This window comes from Micromonospora sp. WMMD730 (genome assembly GCF_049178955.1).
GTDB classification, from domain to species: domain Bacteria; phylum Actinomycetota; class Actinomycetes; order Mycobacteriales; family Micromonosporaceae; genus Micromonospora; species Micromonospora wenchangensis.
Window position 1 is genome coordinate 1,050,601 of sequence record NZ_JBMHML010000002.1, and the last position, 18,163, is coordinate 1,068,763.

24 protein-coding genes are annotated in these 18,163 nt (G+C 72.1%); 11 read left to right on the forward strand and 13 right to left on the reverse strand.

Annotation, left to right across the window (positions count from 1 at the left end; genetic code table 11):
- Position 1 precedes the first annotated feature (1 nt).
- Both ACN265_RS04805 and ACN265_RS04810 read right to left on the reverse strand, forming a co-directional pair.
- Positions 2–1,051 (reverse strand): carbohydrate ABC transporter permease, encoded by a 1,050-nt coding sequence (locus ACN265_RS04805; protein ID WP_204928096.1) that lies wholly within the window; start codon positions 1,049–1,051, stop codon positions 2–4.
- Positions 1,052–1,127: 76 nt separating this feature from the next.
- Positions 1,128–2,468 carry an ABC transporter substrate-binding protein gene (locus ACN265_RS04810; RefSeq protein WP_204928095.1) on the reverse strand — a complete coding sequence of 447 codons (1,341 nt, stop codon included), beginning with the start codon at positions 2,466–2,468 and terminating at the stop codon, positions 1,128–1,130.
- A 276-nt stretch (positions 2,469–2,744) separates the two neighbouring features.
- Between ACN265_RS04810 and ACN265_RS04815 the strand changes: the two genes are divergently transcribed.
- The gene (locus ACN265_RS04815; RefSeq protein WP_204928094.1) at positions 2,745–3,515 is read left to right on the forward strand and encodes a peptidoglycan DD-metalloendopeptidase family protein; all 771 of its coding nucleotides are present in this window, start codon (positions 2,745–2,747) and stop codon (positions 3,513–3,515) included.
- A 38-nt stretch (positions 3,516–3,553) separates the two neighbouring features.
- On the opposite strand, the gene ACN265_RS04820 is transcribed toward ACN265_RS04815, so the two are convergent.
- From ACN265_RS04820 to ACN265_RS04840, 5 genes are all read right to left on the reverse strand, one after another.
- Positions 3,554–4,048: a TspO/MBR family protein gene (locus ACN265_RS04820; protein WP_421406161.1), complete on the reverse strand. Its 495-nt coding sequence runs from the start codon at positions 4,046–4,048 to the stop codon at positions 3,554–3,556.
- A gap of 151 nt (positions 4,049–4,199) precedes the next feature.
- Positions 4,200–4,343: a GPGG-motif small membrane protein gene (locus tag ACN265_RS04825; protein ID WP_007464364.1), complete on the reverse strand. Its 144-nt coding sequence runs from the start codon at positions 4,341–4,343 to the stop codon at positions 4,200–4,202.
- A 42-nt stretch (positions 4,344–4,385) separates the two neighbouring features.
- Positions 4,386–5,111, reverse strand: a complete 726-nt coding sequence (locus ACN265_RS04830) for a metallophosphoesterase family protein (protein ID WP_357927978.1) — start codon at positions 5,109–5,111, stop codon at positions 4,386–4,388.
- Positions 5,112–5,121: 10 nt separating this feature from the next.
- Positions 5,122–5,388 carry a hypothetical protein gene (locus ACN265_RS04835; protein ID WP_204928092.1) on the reverse strand — a complete coding sequence of 89 codons (267 nt, stop codon included), beginning with the start codon at positions 5,386–5,388 and terminating at the stop codon, positions 5,122–5,124.
- Positions 5,385–5,990 (reverse strand): nucleotidyltransferase, encoded by a 606-nt coding sequence (locus ACN265_RS04840; protein WP_420117115.1) that lies wholly within the window; start codon positions 5,988–5,990, stop codon positions 5,385–5,387. The genes ACN265_RS04835 and ACN265_RS04840 overlap by 4 nt, the downstream gene beginning before the upstream one ends.
- A gap of 154 nt (positions 5,991–6,144) precedes the next feature.
- Between ACN265_RS04840 and ACN265_RS04845 the strand changes: the two genes are divergently transcribed.
- The 4 genes from ACN265_RS04845 to ACN265_RS04860 all read left to right on the forward strand — a co-directional run bounded on the left by ACN265_RS04845 (position 6,145) and on the right by ACN265_RS04860 (position 10,377).
- Positions 6,145–6,885 carry a dTMP kinase gene (locus ACN265_RS04845; RefSeq protein ID WP_204928090.1) on the forward strand — a complete coding sequence of 247 codons (741 nt, stop codon included), beginning with the start codon at positions 6,145–6,147 and terminating at the stop codon, positions 6,883–6,885.
- A gap of 148 nt (positions 6,886–7,033) precedes the next feature.
- On the forward strand, positions 7,034–7,948 hold the full coding sequence (locus ACN265_RS04850) for a MurR/RpiR family transcriptional regulator (RefSeq protein WP_204928089.1): 915 nt from the start codon (positions 7,034–7,036) through the stop codon (positions 7,946–7,948).
- Positions 7,945–8,919, forward strand: coding sequence for an N-acetylmuramic acid 6-phosphate etherase (gene murQ, locus ACN265_RS04855; RefSeq protein WP_421406167.1), 975 nt, complete (start codon positions 7,945–7,947; stop codon positions 8,917–8,919). The genes ACN265_RS04850 and murQ overlap by 4 nt, the downstream gene beginning before the upstream one ends.
- A gap of 468 nt (positions 8,920–9,387) precedes the next feature.
- Positions 9,388–10,377, forward strand: coding sequence for a sigma-70 family RNA polymerase sigma factor (locus ACN265_RS04860; protein WP_194821544.1), 990 nt, complete (start codon positions 9,388–9,390; stop codon positions 10,375–10,377).
- A gap of 71 nt (positions 10,378–10,448) precedes the next feature.
- Here ACN265_RS04860 and ACN265_RS04865 read toward each other — a convergent pair whose 3' ends face one another.
- The gene (locus ACN265_RS04865; protein WP_204928087.1) at positions 10,449–11,432 is read right to left on the reverse strand and encodes a C40 family peptidase; all 984 of its coding nucleotides are present in this window, start codon (positions 11,430–11,432) and stop codon (positions 10,449–10,451) included.
- Between the two features lie 482 nt (positions 11,433–11,914).
- Between ACN265_RS04865 and ACN265_RS04870 the strand changes: the two genes are divergently transcribed.
- Complete coding sequence (locus ACN265_RS04870; protein WP_204928086.1) at positions 11,915–12,430, forward strand: DUF6232 family protein; 516 nt, start codon at positions 11,915–11,917, stop codon at positions 12,428–12,430.
- A gap of 91 nt (positions 12,431–12,521) precedes the next feature.
- Here ACN265_RS04870 and ACN265_RS04875 read toward each other — a convergent pair whose 3' ends face one another.
- Both ACN265_RS04875 and ACN265_RS04880 read right to left on the reverse strand, forming a co-directional pair.
- Positions 12,522–12,851 carry a DUF3817 domain-containing protein gene (locus ACN265_RS04875; RefSeq protein WP_421406170.1) on the reverse strand — a complete coding sequence of 110 codons (330 nt, stop codon included), beginning with the start codon at positions 12,849–12,851 and terminating at the stop codon, positions 12,522–12,524.
- 24 nt (positions 12,852–12,875) lie between these two features.
- Positions 12,876–13,295 carry a hypothetical protein gene (locus ACN265_RS04880; protein WP_204928084.1) on the reverse strand — a complete coding sequence of 140 codons (420 nt, stop codon included), beginning with the start codon at positions 13,293–13,295 and terminating at the stop codon, positions 12,876–12,878.
- A gap of 155 nt (positions 13,296–13,450) precedes the next feature.
- Here ACN265_RS04880 and ACN265_RS04885 point away from each other — a divergent pair, with 155 nt between their 5' ends.
- From ACN265_RS04885 to ACN265_RS04895, 3 genes are all read left to right on the forward strand, one after another.
- Positions 13,451–13,771 (forward strand): DUF6158 family protein, encoded by a 321-nt coding sequence (locus ACN265_RS04885; RefSeq protein WP_204928083.1) that lies wholly within the window; start codon positions 13,451–13,453, stop codon positions 13,769–13,771.
- Positions 13,771–14,088: a hypothetical protein gene (locus ACN265_RS04890; protein ID WP_204928082.1), complete on the forward strand. Its 318-nt coding sequence runs from the start codon at positions 13,771–13,773 to the stop codon at positions 14,086–14,088. Before ACN265_RS04885 ends, ACN265_RS04890 begins: the two co-directional genes overlap by 1 nt.
- A 62-nt stretch (positions 14,089–14,150) precedes the next feature.
- Positions 14,151–14,693, forward strand: a complete 543-nt coding sequence (locus ACN265_RS04895; protein ID WP_421406173.1) for a DUF1360 domain-containing protein — start codon at positions 14,151–14,153, stop codon at positions 14,691–14,693.
- A gap of 64 nt (positions 14,694–14,757) precedes the next feature.
- Here ACN265_RS04895 and ACN265_RS04900 read toward each other — a convergent pair whose 3' ends face one another.
- From ACN265_RS04900 to ACN265_RS04910, 3 genes are read right to left on the reverse strand one after another with little or no spacing between them, the layout of a single operon-like run.
- Positions 14,758–14,967 (reverse strand): hypothetical protein, encoded by a 210-nt coding sequence (locus tag ACN265_RS04900; protein WP_204928081.1) that lies wholly within the window; start codon positions 14,965–14,967, stop codon positions 14,758–14,760.
- A 28-nt stretch (positions 14,968–14,995) separates the two neighbouring features.
- Positions 14,996–15,238 (reverse strand): hypothetical protein, encoded by a 243-nt coding sequence (locus ACN265_RS04905; protein WP_357927988.1) that lies wholly within the window; start codon positions 15,236–15,238, stop codon positions 14,996–14,998.
- A gap of 37 nt (positions 15,239–15,275) precedes the next feature.
- Complete coding sequence (locus ACN265_RS04910; RefSeq protein ID WP_421411372.1) at positions 15,276–16,388, reverse strand: 3-deoxy-7-phosphoheptulonate synthase; 1,113 nt, start codon at positions 16,386–16,388, stop codon at positions 15,276–15,278.
- Positions 16,389–16,692: 304 nt separating this feature from the next.
- Here ACN265_RS04910 and ACN265_RS04915 point away from each other — a divergent pair, with 304 nt between their 5' ends.
- Positions 16,693–17,847: an alkaline phosphatase PhoX gene (locus ACN265_RS04915; RefSeq protein WP_421406175.1), complete on the forward strand. Its 1,155-nt coding sequence runs from the start codon at positions 16,693–16,695 to the stop codon at positions 17,845–17,847.
- A gap of 62 nt (positions 17,848–17,909) precedes the next feature.
- A complete protein-coding gene (locus ACN265_RS04920) occupies positions 17,910–18,125 on the forward strand; it encodes a hypothetical protein (protein ID WP_204928077.1) in 216 nt (71 codons plus the stop codon).
- Positions 18,126–18,163: the final 38 nt, after the last annotated feature.

Here is an 18,163-nt window from a genome sequence, read left to right on the forward strand (position 1 = left end):
CTCAGCCCTCCCGCTGTTGACGCAGGTTGCGGATCTGGTAGATCACGATCGGGATCACCAGGATGAAGAGGAAGACCGCCAGGGCGGAGCCCTGCCCGTTCTCGCCGTACCGGAACGCCTGGTTGTACATCTCGTTGGCGATCACGCTGGTGTCGTAGTTGCCGTTGGTGGCGGTCCGGACGATGTCGAAGACCTTCAGGGTGGCGATCGACAGGGTCACCACGACCACGATCAGCGCCGGTCGGATGCTCGGCATGGTGATCTGCCAGAACATCTGCCACGGGCTGACCCCGTCGAGGCGGGCCGCCTCGACGATGTCCGCCGGGATCGCCTTGATCGCGGCGGAGAGCACGACCATGGCGAAACCGGCCTGGATCCACACCATGATCACGATGAGCAGGAAGGTGTTCAGCGGTGAGTCGAGCAGCCACTGCCGGGGTTCGCCGCCGAGGCTGACCACGATCTGGTTGAGCAGGCCGATCTGGTCCTGCTCCTCGCTGCGGTAGGCGTAGACGAACTTCCAGATGATGCTGGCCCCTACGAACGAGATCGCCATCGGCAGGAAGATCAGTGACTTGGCGATGGACTCGAACCGGGCCTTGTCCACCATCACGGCGTAGAGCAGGCCGAACGTGGTGGCCACCAGCGGCACCAGCAGCACCCAGATCAGGGTGTTGAGCAGCACCCGGACGATCGAGTCCTCGGAGAACATCCAGCCGTAGTTGCGCAGCCCCACCCAGTTGTCGCTGCCGGCGTCCATGAAGGAGAGCAGCACGGTGCGCAGCGCCGGCACCACCAGCCCGACGGAGAGCAGCAGCAGCGTCGGCAGCAGGAAGAAGAGCGCGAACAGGCCCTCCCTCGGCTTGCGTCGGCGGGGCAGGGGGCCGCCACCGGTCGAGGCGGCGACCAGCTGCGCCTCCCGACGGCGGGCGAACCAGGCCGGCACCACGTCGAGGAGCAGGAGCAGACCGCCCACCACCGCGACGAAAGCGATCAGCCCATACATCAGCATGAGGAACTTCGGCTGTTCCTCAGCGAAGTCGAACTCCATCGACCCTCCCTCTCAAGGGTTCGTATCCGACGGGTGGCCCGGTCCGCACCGTGCGGACCGGGCCACCCGTCTCAGATCACTTCCAGCTGTTCTCGATGCCGTTCAGCACCGTGGTGGTGTCCTTGCCGTTGATCCAGTCGACCATGCCCTTCCAGAAGGTGCCGTTGCCGACCGCGGCCGGCATCAGGTCGGAGCCGTCGAAGCGGAAGACGGTCTTCGGGTCCTGGAGGATGCCCACGGAGAGCTTGTCCACCGGGTTCGGGACGTTGGCCAGGTCGAGCTTCTTGTTCGCCGACACCCAGTCACCGATCTTGGCGCGGCTGTTGGCGTACTCGCCGGAGGCGAGGTAGGTCTGCACCGCCTGGACCTCGGGACGGTCGGTGAAGGCCGCGACGAACTCGCCGCCACCCAGCACCGGCTTGCCCTTGGCCGCGTCGATCGACGGGAAGTAGAACGCGAAGACGTCGCCGTCCTCGGCCACCTTGGTGCCCTCGGGCCACTGGTTGGCGTAGAAGGACGCCTGCCGGTGCAGGGCGCACTTGCCGGTGGTGATCGGCACGCCGGCCTCCTGGAAGGAGGTGGTGGCGATGCTCTTCACGCCGCCGAAGCCGCCGTTGACGTACTTGTCGTTCTTGAGGATGGTGCCGGCCCGGTTGAGGGCGTCGGCGACCTGCGGGCTGTTGAACGGGATGCCGTGGGTGGTCCACTGGTCGTAGACCTCGGGCCCGGCCGTACGCAGCAGCACGTCCTCGATCCAGTCGGTGGCCGGCCAGCCGGTGGCGTCACCGGACTCGATGCCGGCGCACCACGGCTTGGTGCCGCTGGCCGCGATCGTGTCGGAGAGCTTGATCAGCTCGTCCCAGGTGGTGGGGACCGCCCAGCCCTTCTCCTTGAAGGTCTTCGGCGAGTACCAGACGAACGACTTGACGTTCGAGCCCAGCGGGGCGCCGTAGAACTGGCCGTTGATGGTGGTGTACTTCAGCCAGTCGGGGGAGAAGTTCGCCTCGGCCTCGGTCTTGGTGGCGGCGGCGACGGGCTTGAGGTTGCCGCCGTCGACGAACCGCTTGACCAGGCCCGGCTGCGGGATGAAGGCCAGGTCGGGCGCGTTGCCGCCCTGCACCCGGACGGGGAGCTGGGCCTCGAACTCGCCGGAGCCCTCGTGGTCGATCTCGATGCCGGTGCAGTCCTCGAACTGCTTCCAGGACTGGGCCAGCCGGTCGGCCTCGATGTCCCGGATCGACGAGTAGATCGTGACCTTCTTGCCGTCGTTGTCACCGTACTTCTCGTATGCGGCGCATTCGGCCGAACCCGCGTTGCTGCTCTTCTTGTCGTTGCCGGTGCCACAGGCGGCGGCGCCGAGCGCCAGCCCCAGCACGCCGGCGATCGCGAGAGCCTGGCGTGATCTGGCAAACGCCATGCCGTTCTCCTTCCTTGCCGGCGCGCCCACAGGTGGGGGAAACCCGACGCCGGTCCGATGAGTCGTCCTCACATGTAAGCGCTTGCATCCCGATCGGTCCACCCCCTGGCGGACACGGCCCGGTAACAATCCCGAAACCCCCCGCCGCAGGTGGATGCGCTCCCACCCGTGCTCACCGAGTAGGGGTCGACAGGGGTCGGCGCGGGTTGGCATCGATGGCGATATCTGCCACCCTCGACGCAAGACATTGAAGGATCTCGACATCGGAGGTGTGCGGTGCGCAGACGGTGGAGCCTGCTGGCGGCGGCCCTGTTGGTCACCGGGACCCTGGTCCCGGCCGGCCCGGCCTGGGCCGCGCCCACGTTCAAGGTGCCCTTCCCCTGCAACCAGTCCTGGTCGGGCCAGACCCGGTCGGACCACAGCCCGGCGAACGCGATCGACTTCAACCGCACCGACGACCTCGGCGACCCGGTGGTCGCCAGCGCCCCGGGCACCGTCGACCGGGTCACCGACCTCGGTGGCACGAGTTACGGCAAGTACGTCCGGATCGACCACGGCGGCGGCTACACGACCTACTACGCCCACCTCAACGGCTTCAACGTCTCGGTCGGCCAGCAGGTCGGTTACGGCAAGGTGATCGGCTGGGTCGGCAGCACCGGCGGCTCCACCGGCCCGCACCTGCACTACGAGCAGCGCCTCAACGGCGACGACATCAAGGTCAAGTTCAACGGCACGCTCGCGTTGTACTGGGGCACCAAGACGTACACCAGCGGGAACGGCTGCTCCAGCGGCACCGGGTCGGGCACGGTCGACACCGCCGGCTCCCCGCTGACCGTGCGGTCCGGGCCGGGCACCGGCTACGCGTCGGTCGGCACGGTCGCCGACGGCGCCAAGGTCACCATCGGCTGCCAGACCAGTGGCACCACGGTCACCGGCACCTTCGGCACCAGCGCGATCTGGGACCGGATCGGCTCCGGCCGGTTCATCGCCGACGCCTACGTCTACACCGGCCACGACGGCTACATCCCCAACGTGCCCCGCTGCTGAGCCCGCCGGGCACCGGGCCGCCGGGCCCCGGTGCCCGGTCAGCTGTTGAGCTGCCAGATCGAGAAGTTCAACGCGGCGGCGAAGGTGACCCAGGCCCAGTAGGGCAGTAGCAGGGCCGCCGCCGGCCGGGAGACCCGCCAGAAGGCGACCACCGTCACCGCGATCGCCAGCCACATCAGCACGATCTCGGCGAAGGCCAGGCCGTAGCGTCCCGCGCCGAAGAACAGCGGGGTCCAGATCGCGTTGAGTACCAGCTGGACCGTCCACGCCCACAGCGCCGGGCCGAAGCCGACCCGCCGCCAGACCAGCCAGCCGGCGACCGCGATCAGCGCGTACAACACGGTCCAGACCGGGCCGAACAGCCAACCCGGCGGGGCCCAGGCCGGCTGCTGGAGCGAGGCGTACTTGTCGCGGGTGCCGGCCACCCCCAACCCGCCGATCGCGGCGGCGACCGCGACGGCCGCGCCGAAGCCGAGCAGCACCCACCAGGTTCGCGCCGTGCCGGTCCGCCGGTCGCTCCGGGTTATCTCCATGGTCAAGATATTTCCCGGGTACGCACTCCCAAACCCCGGTGCGGCACCCCGGACAGCACAGCGCCGGGGCCGTCGGTGCCGGACGCTCCTGTCTGGGAGGACGGAGCTTCCGGGGGCGACGACCCCGGCGGGTCAGGTGCGGGTACCGGCGTCAATTGAAGATGCTGACACCACCCGGGCCGACCAGAAGGCCGACCACGATGAGGACGATGCCCCACAGGATCTGCCGGCGGAACAGCGCGAGGATGCCGGCGACCACGAGTACGACTGCGAGAATCCAGAGAATCAGCTCCATGGCTGCTGAATACCCGGCGCCCCGATTCCGAAAACCTGGTTCTCAGTCGATCTGATCACCGCCCAGGTGGAAGACGCTGTACGCCTGTTTGATCACCGGATGGGCGACGTTGCGTACGCGTACCCCGCCCGGGGTGACGCCGCGCTCGCTGCCGGCGTGCGCGTGCCCGTGCAGGGCGAGCGCGGTCGGCGCCGAGTCGATCGCCTGGCCGAGCTGGTACGACCCGAGGAACGGGTAGATCTCCAGCGGCTCGCCGGCCAGGGTGTCCGGCACCGGGGCGTAGTGGGTCAGCGCGACGAGCAGGTCGCAGTCCAGCCCGCGCAGCGCCTCGCCCAACGCCGCCGCGCTCTCGTTGCTGGTCCGGACGAACGACTTCATCTCCGGCTCGCCGAAGTCGCTGGCGCACCGCCCGGCGAACCCGCCGCCGAAGCCCTTGACGCCGGCCACCCCGAGCCGGCCGCCGGGGCACTCCAGCACCGTCCCGGTCCCCTCCAGCACGGTGATCCCGGCATCCTCCAGCACCTTGACCACCTGCGGCACCTGGTCGCACTGGTGGTCGTGGTTGCCCAGCACGGTGACCACCGGCACCCCGAGCCCGCCGAACTCCTCGGCGACGCAGCGTGCCTCGGCCTCGGTGCCGTGCCGGGTCAGGTCGCCGGCGAGCAGCAGCACGTCGGCGCAGTCGGGCAACTCCTCCAGGGCCGGGCGGAACCGGCCCAGCACGTCGGCGTCCAGGTGCACGTCGCCGACCGCGGCGATCCGGATCATCGGGTCCTCCTCACGGCAGCTCCTCGACCTGCACCGGCGCCTGGGTGCGGATCACCCCGATGTCGCTGGTGATCGCCTCGTCGGGGAACCGTTCGGCCACCCGGCGCAGGATCTCCGCCCGGCGTTGCGGGCTCTCCACCTCGCCGGTGAGGACCAGTCCCGGTTCCCGGCGGACCACGGTGATGCCCTGCTCGGCGACGTCCGGGTCCTCGGTCAGCAGCCGTTGGATCTCCGCCTCGACGTAGGCGTCCGGCGGGCCGGCGCTGTGCTCGGTCACGGGGTCTCCCTTCCCTCGGGGATGCGGGCGTACGGCACCGGCGTGCCCCCGTACGGGACGACGTCGAGCCGGTCCAGCAGCATCAGGAACGCTTCGGCGTACGGCGAGTGCTGGGTCTCCTTGCGTACCCGCTCCCAGTCGATCTGTTCGCGCAGCGACCGGGCCAGCGGCAGCCCCCGGGCGAAGTCGCAGTAGTGCTGGGAGAAGCTGAGCAGCTTGTGCACCATCAGCCGGGTCGCCGAGAGCACCGGCATGCGGATGGCGTCCACCGGGCGGACCACCGTGTCGGCGAGGGTCTCGTGGGTCACCGGGGTCTCCACCGGCCGGTGGATCAGGTCCACCATCCGCCCGTCGTCGTAGACCTTGACCAGCCAGTCCTCCGGCGGGCGCTCGGCGGTGAAGCCCTCGTCGGTCAGCGCCTGCAGGGCCCGCTCGACGTCCGCCTCCTGGAGCAGGAAGTCCACGTCGTGCTCGCTGGAGTGGCCGCCGTGGGCGTAGACGGCGAAGCTGCCGCCGAGGGCGAAGGGGATCTCGTTCTGCTTGAGCACGGCGGCGACCCGCTTGAGGGTGTGCAGGAGGCTGACGTCCCCGCGCTCGGCCATCTGGTCTCTCCCGTCGTGAACGGTCGGTGGGAAATGACGTTGCGTACCCGGCGGTCCGCCCGCCCACACCTGCCGGGAGTGCCGGTCCGGTCATCGCGCCCGTGCGGGCATCGACCGGACGGGAGGGATGCGCCGGTCGGATATCCTGTGCAGGGTGGCCAGATCGCGGCGCGCGACCGACGGTGGGACCCGACTGCGGCGCGTCGCGCTGATCGGCATCGACGGTTCCGGCAAGACCACCCAGGCGTACCGGCTCGCCGCCGCCCTCACCTCGGCCGGGCGACCCGCCACCTACCACCGCAACGCGGGCGGTCGGCGCTGGCTGGGCCGGCTCGCCGCCCGGTTCGGCCGGGCCGACGCGCAGCTGCTGGTGGGCCGGGACGGGATGCTCGCGGTGGAGTCCGTGCTGCGCTGGCTGGCGATCGCCGCCGCGCTGCTCAGTTGCCTGGTGACCGGCCGGACCGCCGTGATGGACCGCTACTCCGCCTGCCAGTACGCCAGCATCCGGGCGCACGGTGGGCAGCGGTGGGAACGGCTGGCCCGGGCCGGCTACCGGGTCTTCCCCGCACCGCAGGTCACCTTCCTGCTCACCGTCGACCCGGTCGAGGCGTACCGGCGGATCGAGCGGCGGGGCGAGGACCACGAGACGATGGGTTGGCTGACCGCCGCCGACGCGGCCTACCGGTCGCTGCCCGAGTACCCGGGTTTCGTGGTGGTCGATGCCGGCGGCGGGCCCGACGAGGTGTCCCGGCGGATCCGCGCGCACCTGGCGCGCTGGTTGCCGCCGGAGGAGGCCGGGCCGGTGGTCGATGATCCGCCGGACGGCACCGGGCCGTCCGCCCCGCAGGCCGAAGGCGGGCCCCGGGAGCCGGTCGCCGCGCAGACCCGCCCGTAGACCGAGCCGATTCCACCGGACCGGCCGAGGCGCGCCAGGCTGCGCAAATGGGAGTCTGGGCCGGCACGCCCCCGGGTCGGGGGATACTTCCTGTCGGATACGCGCGGTCGTGGTTGACGCTCGCGGCTCATGAAAGTAAGTTTCATCCGTGGCGAAAAGTCCGAAGATTTCCGCGAGTCACGAGCCGGGTGGACTGATCGTCCACATCAGTGGCCTGCTCCCGTCGCTGTCCCCCGCCGAGCAGCGGGTCGCCCGACTGGTCGTCGCCGACCCGGCCGATGCCGCCCGACGGACCATCACCGACCTCGCCACCGCCGCCGAGACCTCCGAGGCCACCGTCATCCGGTTCTGCCGGTCCGTCGGCATGGACGGCTACCCGCAGTTGCGGATCCGGCTCGCCGCCGAGGCCGCGCGCCGGATCGAGCCGCCGGACGCCCGGGTGGTCGGTGGGGACATCCCGCCCGGCGCCGACCTGGCCCAGATCATCGCCACCATCTCCTTCAACGACGCGCGGGCCGTCGAGGAGACCGCCGAGCAGCTCGACCCGGCCGTCTGCGAGCAGGTCGTCGAGGCGATCGTCAGCGCCGGCCGGATCGAGGTCTACGGTGCCGGCGCGAGCGGGTTCGTCGCCTCGGACTTCCAGCAGAAGCTGCACCGCATCGGTCGGGTCGCGTTCTCCTTCCCCGACGTGCACACCGCGCTGACCTCCGCCGCCCTGCTCGGCAGGGGCGACGTGGCGATCGGCATCTCGCACAGCGGCACCACCTCCGACGTGATCGAGGTGCTCGAACAGGCCCGCTCCCGGGGTGCGGTCACCGTCGCGCTGACCAACTTCCCCCGCTCGCCGATCACCGAACGGGCCGACTTCGTCCTCACCACCGCCGCCCGCGAGACGACCTACCGGTCCGGGGCGATGGCCAGCCGGCTCGCCCAGCTCACCGTGGTGGACTGCCTCTTCGTCGGGGTGGCCGCCCGGAACCGGACCCGGACCCGGCGGGCGCTGGAGGTCACCGCCGAGGCGGTGCGAACACGCCGGGTCGGCGGCGGTCGGAGGCGCTCGTGACCGCCGGTCGGGTCGGGCCGGACGACGTGGTGGGGCAGCGGGGCGGCGAGGGCGTGGTCGACCTGCGGCCGGTGGTCCGCGTCGGCGCTCCGACCGAACAGCGCAACCCGCACAGCACCGACCTCGACCTGATGTCGACCCGGGACGTACTCACCGTGATCAACGACGCCGACCGGCGGGTGCCGGCGGCGGTGGCCGCCGTCCTGGACGAGATCGCGGTGACCGTCGACCTCGCGGTGACCGCACTGCGCGGCGGGCACCGGGTGCACTACTTCGGGGCCGGCACCTCCGGCCGCCTCGGGGTGATCGACGCCGCCGAACTGGCCCCCACCTTCAACTCCCCACGCGGCTGGTTCTGCGCCCACATGGCCGGCGGGCCGGACGCGATGTGGCAGGCCGTGGAGGACGCCGAGGACGACCTGGCCGGCGGGGCCGGCGAGGCCGCCGGGTGCGTCACCGCCGGGGACCTGGTGGTGGGGCTGGCGGCGAGCGGACGCACCCCGTACGTCCTGGGCGCACTCGACGCGGCCCGGCAGCGGGGGGCTGCGACCGTGCTGCTGTGCGCCAATCCGGAGGTCCGGGCGGCGGCCGGGGTCGACGTGGTCATCGGGGTCGACACCGGCCCCGAGGTGGTGACCGGCTCGACCCGGATGAAGGCGGGCACCGCGCAGAAGCTGGTGCTGAACACCTTCTCCACGGCGGTGATGGTGCGGCTGGGTCGGGTCTACTCCAACCTCATGATCGACATGGTGGCCACCAACGCCAAGCTGCGGGGCCGGATGATCTCCATCCTGGTCGAGGCGACCGGCTGCTCCGAGGAGGTCTCCCGCCGGGCCCTGCACGAGGCCGACGGCGACCTGAAGACGGCCCTGGTCTCGCTGCTGTCCGGGGCCGAGATCGACGCGGCCCGCGCCGCGCTGGCCCGGACCGCGCACCAGGTCCGGGGTGCCATCGCCCTGCTCGCCTCCTGACCGCCCCGCCGGCCGACCCTGCCGGGGGTGCGCGGGGGTGCCACCCTGCGGGGGTGACACAGAACACCGTGTCGCCGGGACGTCGGCCACGCCACGGATTGTTGTTCCGGGCGTGGGGTAATCCAGGACCGTCTGGTGAACCGACCGGTCCACCGGCCCGTATCTGGCAGTGACTCCGGTCGCAGCCGGGCGGTGACGAGGGTCGCGGTTTACCGGGGCGCCGCAACGACGCGGGGCCCGGCGTACGGCCGCCGACACCCGTGCCGACCAGCGGCGATCGCGCAGCCGGCAGCCGGCCCCACGGGGCCGCTGACAGCAAACGTGGACCGGGCTTTCAGCTGGTACTCAGGCATTCGTGACACTTTCGACTCACGACATGGAATCCCCGACCCGTCTCGACTGTTGTGCAGGTGTCAGCACCGGCGGGCAGCAGGGGCGTTGCACGGGGGAGGGCTGATGGACGTGGGGATGGCAAGGAACCGGGCAACCGGCGCGAGCGAGGGGACCGTGGACACCGTGGACAAGAACATCGGCATGCGAACCGACGAGGTCGCCGAGGAGCGTGACCTGGTCGGCGTCTACCTTCACGAGATCTCCCGGACGCCACTGCTGGACGCCGCCAAGGAGGTCGACCTCTCCAAGGCGATCGAGGCGGGCCTCTACGCCGAGCACCTGCTCGGCGAGGACCGCGTCCCCGCCGGGGCCGACCGGGACGACCTGGAGCGGCTGGTCGTCGAGGGGGAGCGGGCGAAGGATCTCTTCATCCGGGCCAACCTGCGGCTGGTCGTGTCGATCGCCCGCCGGTACGTGCGCTCCGGGATGCCCATGCTGGACCTGATCCAGGAGGGCAACACCGGTCTGGTGCGCGCGGTCGAGAAGTTCGACTACGAGCGGGGCTACAAGTTCTCCACCTACGCCACCTGGTGGATCCGGCAGGCGATCAGCCGGGCCATCGCGCAGCAGGAGCGCACCGTCCGGCTGCCCGTGCACCTGGTCGAGGACGTCAACCGGATGCGCAACGTGGCCCGGCAGCTCACCCGTGAGCTGGGTGGCGACCCGGAGCCGGAGCAGATCGCGGCCGCCCTCGGCGTCACCGTCGAGCGGGTCAACGAGCTGGTCCGCTGGTCGCAGGACACGGTGTCGCTGGACACCCCGGTCGGCGACGACGGCGACACCAACCTCGGTGACCTGGTCGCCGACAGCGACGCCCCGTCCCCGGAGGACATCGTCCTCACCGGGTTGGAGCGGCAGCGCATCGAGGGCCTGCTCAACCACCTCGACGACCGGTCCGCCGGCATCATGCGGGCCCGGTACGGCCTGGAGGACGGGCGGGAGCACTCGCTCACCGAGGTCGCGTCCCGCTTCTCGCTCTCCCGGGAGCGTATCCGCCAGCTGGAGATCCAGGCGCTCGGCCGGCTGCGTGAGCTGGCCCGCGCGGAGGGGCTCCAGGCGGCCTGAGCTGGTAGTAATGACGGCGAACGGCCGGCGTCCGATAGGGGGACGCCGGCCGTTCGCCGTTGTCGTGCCGGTCAGCGGACCCGGCCGTAGCCGGCGATGCTCATCATGTTCATCTTCCGCTTGAGCACGTTGCGCCCGGCGCTCGGCGCGTCGATCACCTGACCGTCGCCGACGTAGAGCGCGACGTGCCCCAGCCCCGAATAGAAGACCAGGTCACCGGGGCGTAGCTCGCCACGGCTGACCCGGGAGGTGGCGTTCCACTGCATCGCCGCGTTGTGCGGCAGCCGCTTGCCGGCGGACCGCCAGGCGGCGAGCGTCAGCCCGGAGCAGTCGTACCCGCCGGGCCCCTCGGCCCCCCAGACGTACGGCTTGCCGATCGCCCCGTAGGCGTACCGGACGGCGGCCCCGGCGCCACCGGAGACCGAAGGCGTGTCGGAGGTGTCGGGTGGCGCGGCGCTCTTCGGCTTCTTCGCCGGCGCCTCGGTGGCCCGGCCGTACGCCGCCCGCCGCATCTCGTAGAGCTTCGCCAGATCCTGCTCGATCCGCTTCTTCGTCTTGGTGAGCGCCTTCGACTGGGCGGCCTGCCTGGCGAGCGTCGCGTCCAGCTTGGCCTTCTGGTCGAGCAGCGCCCGCTGGTCGGCGGTGTACCCGTCGATCTGCTGTTGCCGGTGCCGGGTGAGCTGGTCGAGGGTGCCGAGCCGGTCGACCAGCGAGCCACCGGCCGGGTCGAGGATCGCCTCGGCCGTCCGCAACCCACCGGTCTTGTACGCGGTGGCCGCGATCTCGCCCACCGCCGCCCGGCTCTGGGCGGCCTGGACCTCCAGCGGGCCGATCCGCGCGTGCAGTCCGGCCGCGGTGGCCTGGTTCGTCTTTATCTCCTCGTTGAGCTTGTTGTACGACTCGACGATCCGTTCCAGCTCGGCCGAGGACCGCTCGATCCGGGCGGTGAGGTCGGCGACCGAGGGCTCGGCCCGGACCGGGGCCGACGGGGCGATCAACGCGGCCGACAGGCCGGCGACCACCAGGGTGCGCAGCAGCATCCGTAAGGACGACAAGAGCGGAAGACTCCTCTCCCACCGGTCACCGGAGGATGCTGAGCCCCCGGCGACACCGGCCCGGGCCCGTCCGGATGGACGGCCGTGTACCGAGCCGGCCCGATCAACCTAACCTGTGGCGGGAGTGACGCGCAGACAAAGCAGCGGCGAATGTTGGCCGAGCGCTCCGGCGGGTCGTTGTGGCAGGTGACACCGCTGATGCGGGGCGGACGGCCGGCAACCGGGTTCTGCGAGGTTGGCGAGGAAGGTCTGATTCGTCGTTCCAGACGGATACCGGTGTGGATCGCGCGGTAATAGTCGGATAAAACCGGAATGGTGGTCAGATGCCGGCGACGCGGGGACGTCGCGCTCGCCGGATGTGTCGGAAATCGGAGAGCGGCCCGGGCGGGTCGGCAACAGAATGGAGCCCCGGCCGGGAATCCCGCCGTACGCAGGTGGCGTGGTGGTGGGCGACCGGCTCCGTCGGCCCCCGGGAGGACGCCGTGCAGGCAGACCGCGCCAGCACCCGACCACCACACTGGTCCCGACCGACCACCCTGCTCTACGCCCGGCCCGGCATCGTGGTGACCACCGAACGGTTCACCGCCGGCCGAAGCAGCTACGCCGTCGCCGACCTCACCCACCTGCGTACCGGCCGCGGGCCGCACGACCGGCTCGCCGTCCGGGTCGTCACCTGCGCCGCCGTCGGGGCGGGCACCGTCGGCGTCCTGCTCGGCTTCACCGGCGGGCTGGAACGACTCACCGCCGGGGCCTACCTGGCGCTGGGCGTGGTGTGCCTGCTGCCGGTGCTGCTGGTGCTGCTCGGCGACCGCTGGCGGCCACCGGCGCACGAGTTGTACGGCCACTGCCAGGGCATCGAGATGCTGCTGTTCAGCAGCGACGACCGGGAGCAGTTCGAGCAGGTGGTCGACGCCCTGCACCAGGCCCGGGAGCAGCACCGCTACCCCGACGCGGACGACCCGTCACCCACGGCAACCTACTGGCGGCCGGCCCGCTGAGGCCGCCAGTCCGCGCCGCCCTCGGTGCGGCCGGGCCGCCGCCGGACACCCCTGCGTCAGCGCGGTCCGGTCGGCGGCGGCCGGTTCCTGGTCAGCGACCGACCGGCTCCGGCGTACGGGTCGGCGCGCCGGCGGCCAGTTCGCGGGTCACCTTGCGCTCCGCGACGAACGACACGAACGGCACCGTGCCGGCGAGCATCACCAGCAGCATCCGCTTGAGCGGCCAGTCCACCCGCCGGCCCAGGTCGAAGGTGGCGGCCAGGTAGAGCAGGTAGAGCCAACCGTGCGCGGTGCCGACGACGGCCACCACGATCGGCTCGTCGAACACGTACTTCAGTGGCATGCCGATCAGCACCAGCACGGCCAGCGCCACGCCCACGATCCAGGCGATCACGCGGTACCGGGTAAGGGCTCCGCCCACTGTCGTCCGTCCTTCCGACCGGCCTCAGCCGGGATAGTCGCCGGGCCTCGCGCCCGGATTGTCGTTCAACCAGGTCAGGTAGCGGTTGTACGCGGTCAGGTCGGCGTCGTCCGCGCCGTCGACCGGGGTCGCCGGCACCCGGGCGACCCGCACCGGACGCCGTACCACCGGGGTGCCCGGCCCGGGGGTGGCCGGCTCGGCCGGTGCAGCCCCGGCCGGCGGGGGTGCGGCGGTGGGGGCGCGCAGCGCGTGCCGGACCTCCCGCCACCAGACGAAGACCACGAAACCGGCGAAGATCGGCCACTCCACCGCGTACGCCCAGCTCAGCGTGTTACCGGAAGCGGCCCGGCTGATCTGCCACCACCCCAGCGCCAGGAAGCCCGTGACCAGGACGACCAGGGCCACGTGGCGGACGATCCACGCCGGGGTCCAGAGCCGCTTCATGCCGTCGAGGGTACCGGGAGGACCCGGCGTCTCCGACGCGACGTCGTAGTCGCCGCGCCGCCGGGCGGTTCGCCGCCGCCGCGCCGCTGGTTTGGTGCCAGCCCGGCTGGGCAACCGTCTAGACAGCCAGACCGGTCGAACCCGAGGGGGACGACATGACCGACTCAGCACACCGCTCCGACGACTCCAGCACCGAACAGCGAATGCCGGAATGGGACGGTGACCACGTCCACCGGGCCGCCACCGTGGTCACCGAGACCGACGGCGAGCTGCTCGGGGTGGACCCGGCAGACCTCGCCGACGACGACCTGATCCGCGAGTTGCAGAGCCTGCACCGCACCCGCCTCGACACGCTGCGGCACGCCGCCGACTCGGCGCTCGCCAACCACCTGCGCCGCACCGCCGAGCTGGAGACCGAGTACCTGGCCCGGCACCCCGGCCGCGAGGTGGACCCGCACCGGCTGCGGGACGCCTGATGGGCACCCGCGCCGAGCGCGGCATGTCCGCGCCGCCGGAGGTGGTGTTCAGCACCGCCACCGACCCCGAACGGGTCGGCGCCTGGCTGCCCGGGGCGCTGCGGGCCGACGGCCCGGCCCCGAGCAGCCGCTCCGACGACGAACTGCACGCCCGCTGGGACGGCCCGGACGGCACGGCCGAGCTGCGGGTCGCCCCGGCCGACGCCGGTGGGGCCCGGGTCCGGCTGGACCTGCCCGCGGGCGCGGACGCCGGACTGGCCGACGAATCGCTTGCCAACCTCGAACGTGAGGTCGCCGAGAACCTGACCGCGGGTTGACCCCACCCGCCCCACCCCGACGCGCCGTACCCGACGGTGCGGCCCACGAACGAGGAGACCCGGTGACCGACGGTGGTCTGAAGCAGAAGGTGGCGCGGCTGCGCCAGGCGTACGCGCCGCACGAGCACCGGCCGCTGGGCGGCTACCTGGCGGCGATGGGCACGTACGCCGGGGTGACCGCCTCCATCGCGGCGCTGGTGAAGGCGACCGGCCGGCCGGTGCCCGAACGGCCCTCCCCGGGTGACGTGGTGCTGCTCGCCGTCGCCACCCACAAGCTGAGCCGGCTGCTGTCCAAGGACGCGGTGACCAGCCCGCTGCGGGCCCCGTTCACCCGCTACGACCGCCCGATCGGCAGCGGCGAGGTGATGGAGCAGGTCCGCGACCAGGGCAGCTCCACCCGACACGCGATCGGTGAGCTGCTGAGCTGCCCGTTCTGCCTGGCCGTCTGGGTGGCCACCGGGCTCACCGGCGGCCTGGTGCTGGCCCCCCGGCTGACCCGGCTGGTGGCGACCGCGCTGACCGCCGTCGCCGGGTCCGACTTCCTCCAGATGGGGTACGCGGTGGCGCAGCAGGCCGCCGAGGGCGGGCGGCACGACGAGCGGTGACCACACGGAAGGGGCCGGCGGATCGTGTCCGCCGGCCCCTTTCCCGTCATCCGTCGCCGCCCGCTCAGGTGGGGGTGGTGCCGTGGTCCTCGCCGGCCCAGCCGCGCGACGCCTCCGGCTCCCGCTCGTCGGCGTCCGCGCCGGTGATCACGTCGCGGTCGACCGCCGTCCTGTCGTGCTCGTTGGCGAAGTCCGGTTCGGGCAGGGTGTCCAGCCCTTCGGGGGGTTGGCCGAGGGCGGGCACCCGCTCGTGGTGTTCGGTCTGGTCGGACATCTCGATCTCCTCTCGCCGGCGTCGCCGGTCAGCCCGCCGACCCGCCCAGCAGGTCGGCCACCTCGTCGGCCGCGTACTCCCCCTCGGGGAGGGCGGCGACCCGGGTGAGCAGCTCCGCCGGCAGGTCCGCGCTGACCGCCGAGCGGTAGATGTCGGCCTGGCTGAGCCGTTCCTGGCCGTGGTAGATCTCGTCCAGCAGCTCGTCGAGCTGCCGGAGGTCCGGCTGGGCGGTCCCGGGCAGGTCGTCGGGCGCGGCTGCGTCGTCGGTCACCCCGCCCTGCTACCCGGGGCCGAAACGGTCAAACCCGTCAGGCCGGGGTGGGCAGGGTGGCCCGGCGGGCCCGCACCGCGACGGCGAGCCGCTCCAGCACCTCGGCCGTGGTGTCCCAGCCGATGCAGGCGTCGGTGACCGACCGGCCGTAGGTCAGCTCCCGGGTCGGGTCGAGATCCTGGCGGCCCTCCAGCAGGAAGCTCTCCAGCATGATGCCGACGATGCCGCGCTGCCCGGCGGCGAGCTGGGCGGCCACGTCGTCGGCCACCTTCGGCTGGTTGCGGTGGTCCTTGCCGCTGTTGGCGTGGCTGGCGTCGACCACCAGCCGCTCCGGCAGCCCGGCCGCCCGCAGCAGGTCCAACGCCCCGGCCACCGATTCGGCGTCGTAGTTGGGTCGGCCCCCGCCGCCGCGCAGCACCAGGTGCCCGTCGGCGTTGCCCCGGGTGTGCATGATCGCCGGGGTGCCCGAGACGTCGATGCCGGGGAAGACGTGCGGCACCTCGGCGGCCCGGATCGCGTCCACGGCGGTGCCGATGCTGCCGTCGGGGCGGTTCTTCATGCCGATCGGCATGGACAGGCCGGAGGCGAGCTGCCGGTGCACCTGGCTCTCCACCGTCCGGGCGCCGATCGCGCCCCAGGCCACCGTGTCGGCGATGTACTGCGGGGTGATCGGGTCGAGGAACTCGCAGCCCACCGGGAGCCCCAGCCGGACCACGTCGCGCAGCAGCGCCCGCGCGGTGCGCAGGCCGGTGTTCACGTCGCCGGAACCGTCAAGCGCCGGATCGTTGATCAGGCCCTTCCAGCCGACCGTGGAGCGCGGCTTCTCGAAGTAGACCCGCATCACCACCAGCAGGTCGTCGGCGTGCCGGTCGGCGGCCTCACGCAGCAGGTGCGCGTACTCCAGTGCCGCCGCCGGGTCGTGCACCGAGCACGGGCCGACCACCACCAGCAGACGGTCGTCGGCGCGGTCGAGCACCCGGCCGACGTCGCGCCGACCGGCCAGCACGGCCGAGGCCAGCGGCGGGTCCAGGGGCAGCTCGTGCAGGAGCAGGGCGGGGGTGGTCAGCGGCACGACACGGTCGATCCGTTGGTCGATGACCGCGCCGTTGTGCGGGGTGGGCCCGTTGTCCGGGGTCGTCACGGTGGGAATCCTTCCGCCGACCGTGCCCGGGGCCGGTGCCCGGGTCGAGCCGGCTGCTCGTAAACAGAAGGGCAGGAAGCTCGAAGCTCCTGCCCGGCCGGCTCGAAACGCGGTGACGTCAGCTCATGGTGAGGTCACCGGCTCCGCAGCCGGCTGCCTAAACCATGGATACGTACGCGTCACGCCGGTAAGCGTACCCGACCAGAGGCAAGGACTCATCCGCCCGTCGGCCAACCCTCGCCTGACGTTCACCTCCGTCACTGCCACCGTCGGTAACTTCGGCGGCACCGCTCGCATCCCCCGGAGGTATCCGATGGACCGTCGTACCGTCCTGCGCGCCACCGTCGCCGGTGGGGCCGCCGCCTTCGCCGGCAGCCTCTGGTCCGGCGTCGCGTCGGCCGCACCGGCCCAACCCGGCACCGGTCCCTACGGGCCGCTCGGCAGCGCCGACGGCAACGGCATCCAGCTTCCCGCCGGCTTCACCAGCCGGGTGGTCGCCCGCTCCCGGCAGACGGTGCCGGGCACCTCGTACACCTGGCATCCCGCGCCCGACGGCGGGGCCTGCTTCGCCGCCGGCACCGGCTGGATCTACGTCTCCAACTCGGAGGTCACCCCCAGCGGCGGCGCGTCGGCGCTGCGGTTCGCCGCCGACGGCACGGTTACCTCGGCGTACCGCATCCTGTCCGGCACCAACCAGAACTGCGCCGGTGGCGCGATGCCGTGGGGCACCTGGCTGTCCTGCGAGGAGGCCAGCCGGGGCTTCGTCTACGAGACCTACCCGCAGGGCGGCACCGCCGCGGTACAGCGCCCGGCGCTGGGCCGGTTCAAGCACGAGGCGGCGGCGGCCGACCCGGTCCGCCAGGTGGTCTACCTGACCGAGGACGAGACCGACGGCTGCTTCTACCGGTTCCGCCCCACCGTCTGGGGCGACCTCTCCGCCGGCACCCTGGAGGTGCTGGTCGCCGGCACCGCCACCAGCGGCGCGGTGAGCTGGGCCCGGGTGCCCGACCCGGACGGCTCGCCGACGGCGACCCGCAACCAGGTCGCCGGGGCGAAGCGGTTCACCGGCGGCGAGGGCTGCTGGTACGCCGACGGCACCTGCTGGTTCACCACCAAGGGCGACAACCGGGTCTGGGCGTACGACGCGGTCGGCCAGCGCATCGACCTGGCGTACGACGACTCGCTGGTGACCGGCGGCACCGCCCCGCTGACCGGGGTGGACAACATCACCGGCACCCGCTCCGGTGACCTCTACGTCGCCGAGGACGGCGGCAACATGGAGATCAACCTGATCACCCCGACCGGGGTGGTGACGCCGTTCCTGCGGATCACCGGGCAGTCCTCGTCGGAGATCACCGGCCCGGCGTTCTCCCCGGACGGCAGCCGGCTCTACTTCTCCTCCCAGCGCGGCACGGCCGGGATCTCCGCCGGGGGCATCACCTACGAGGTGCGCGGCCCGTTCCGCTGACCCGGTGGGTCGGCGGCGGTGGGTCGGCGTGACGGGCGGGGCGGCTGGGTAACAGGATGCCCATGACCCACGAGCAGAGCGATCAGGACCGGGTGGAGTCCCGGGCCCACCTGCTGCCCGAGGAGGCAGCGGTCGGCAGCGACGACCCGCAGGCCCAGGCCGAGGCGATCCTCGCCGAGTCGGACCTCCGCGAGGCCGACCAGGGGGCCGCCCCCGACACGGTGCTGGAGCACCGCACCTCCGAGCAGACAGTCCCCCCGATCGAACCCCCCGACTGACCCGTCCCGACCGCTGACCCGCAGGCCCCGGTGGCGAC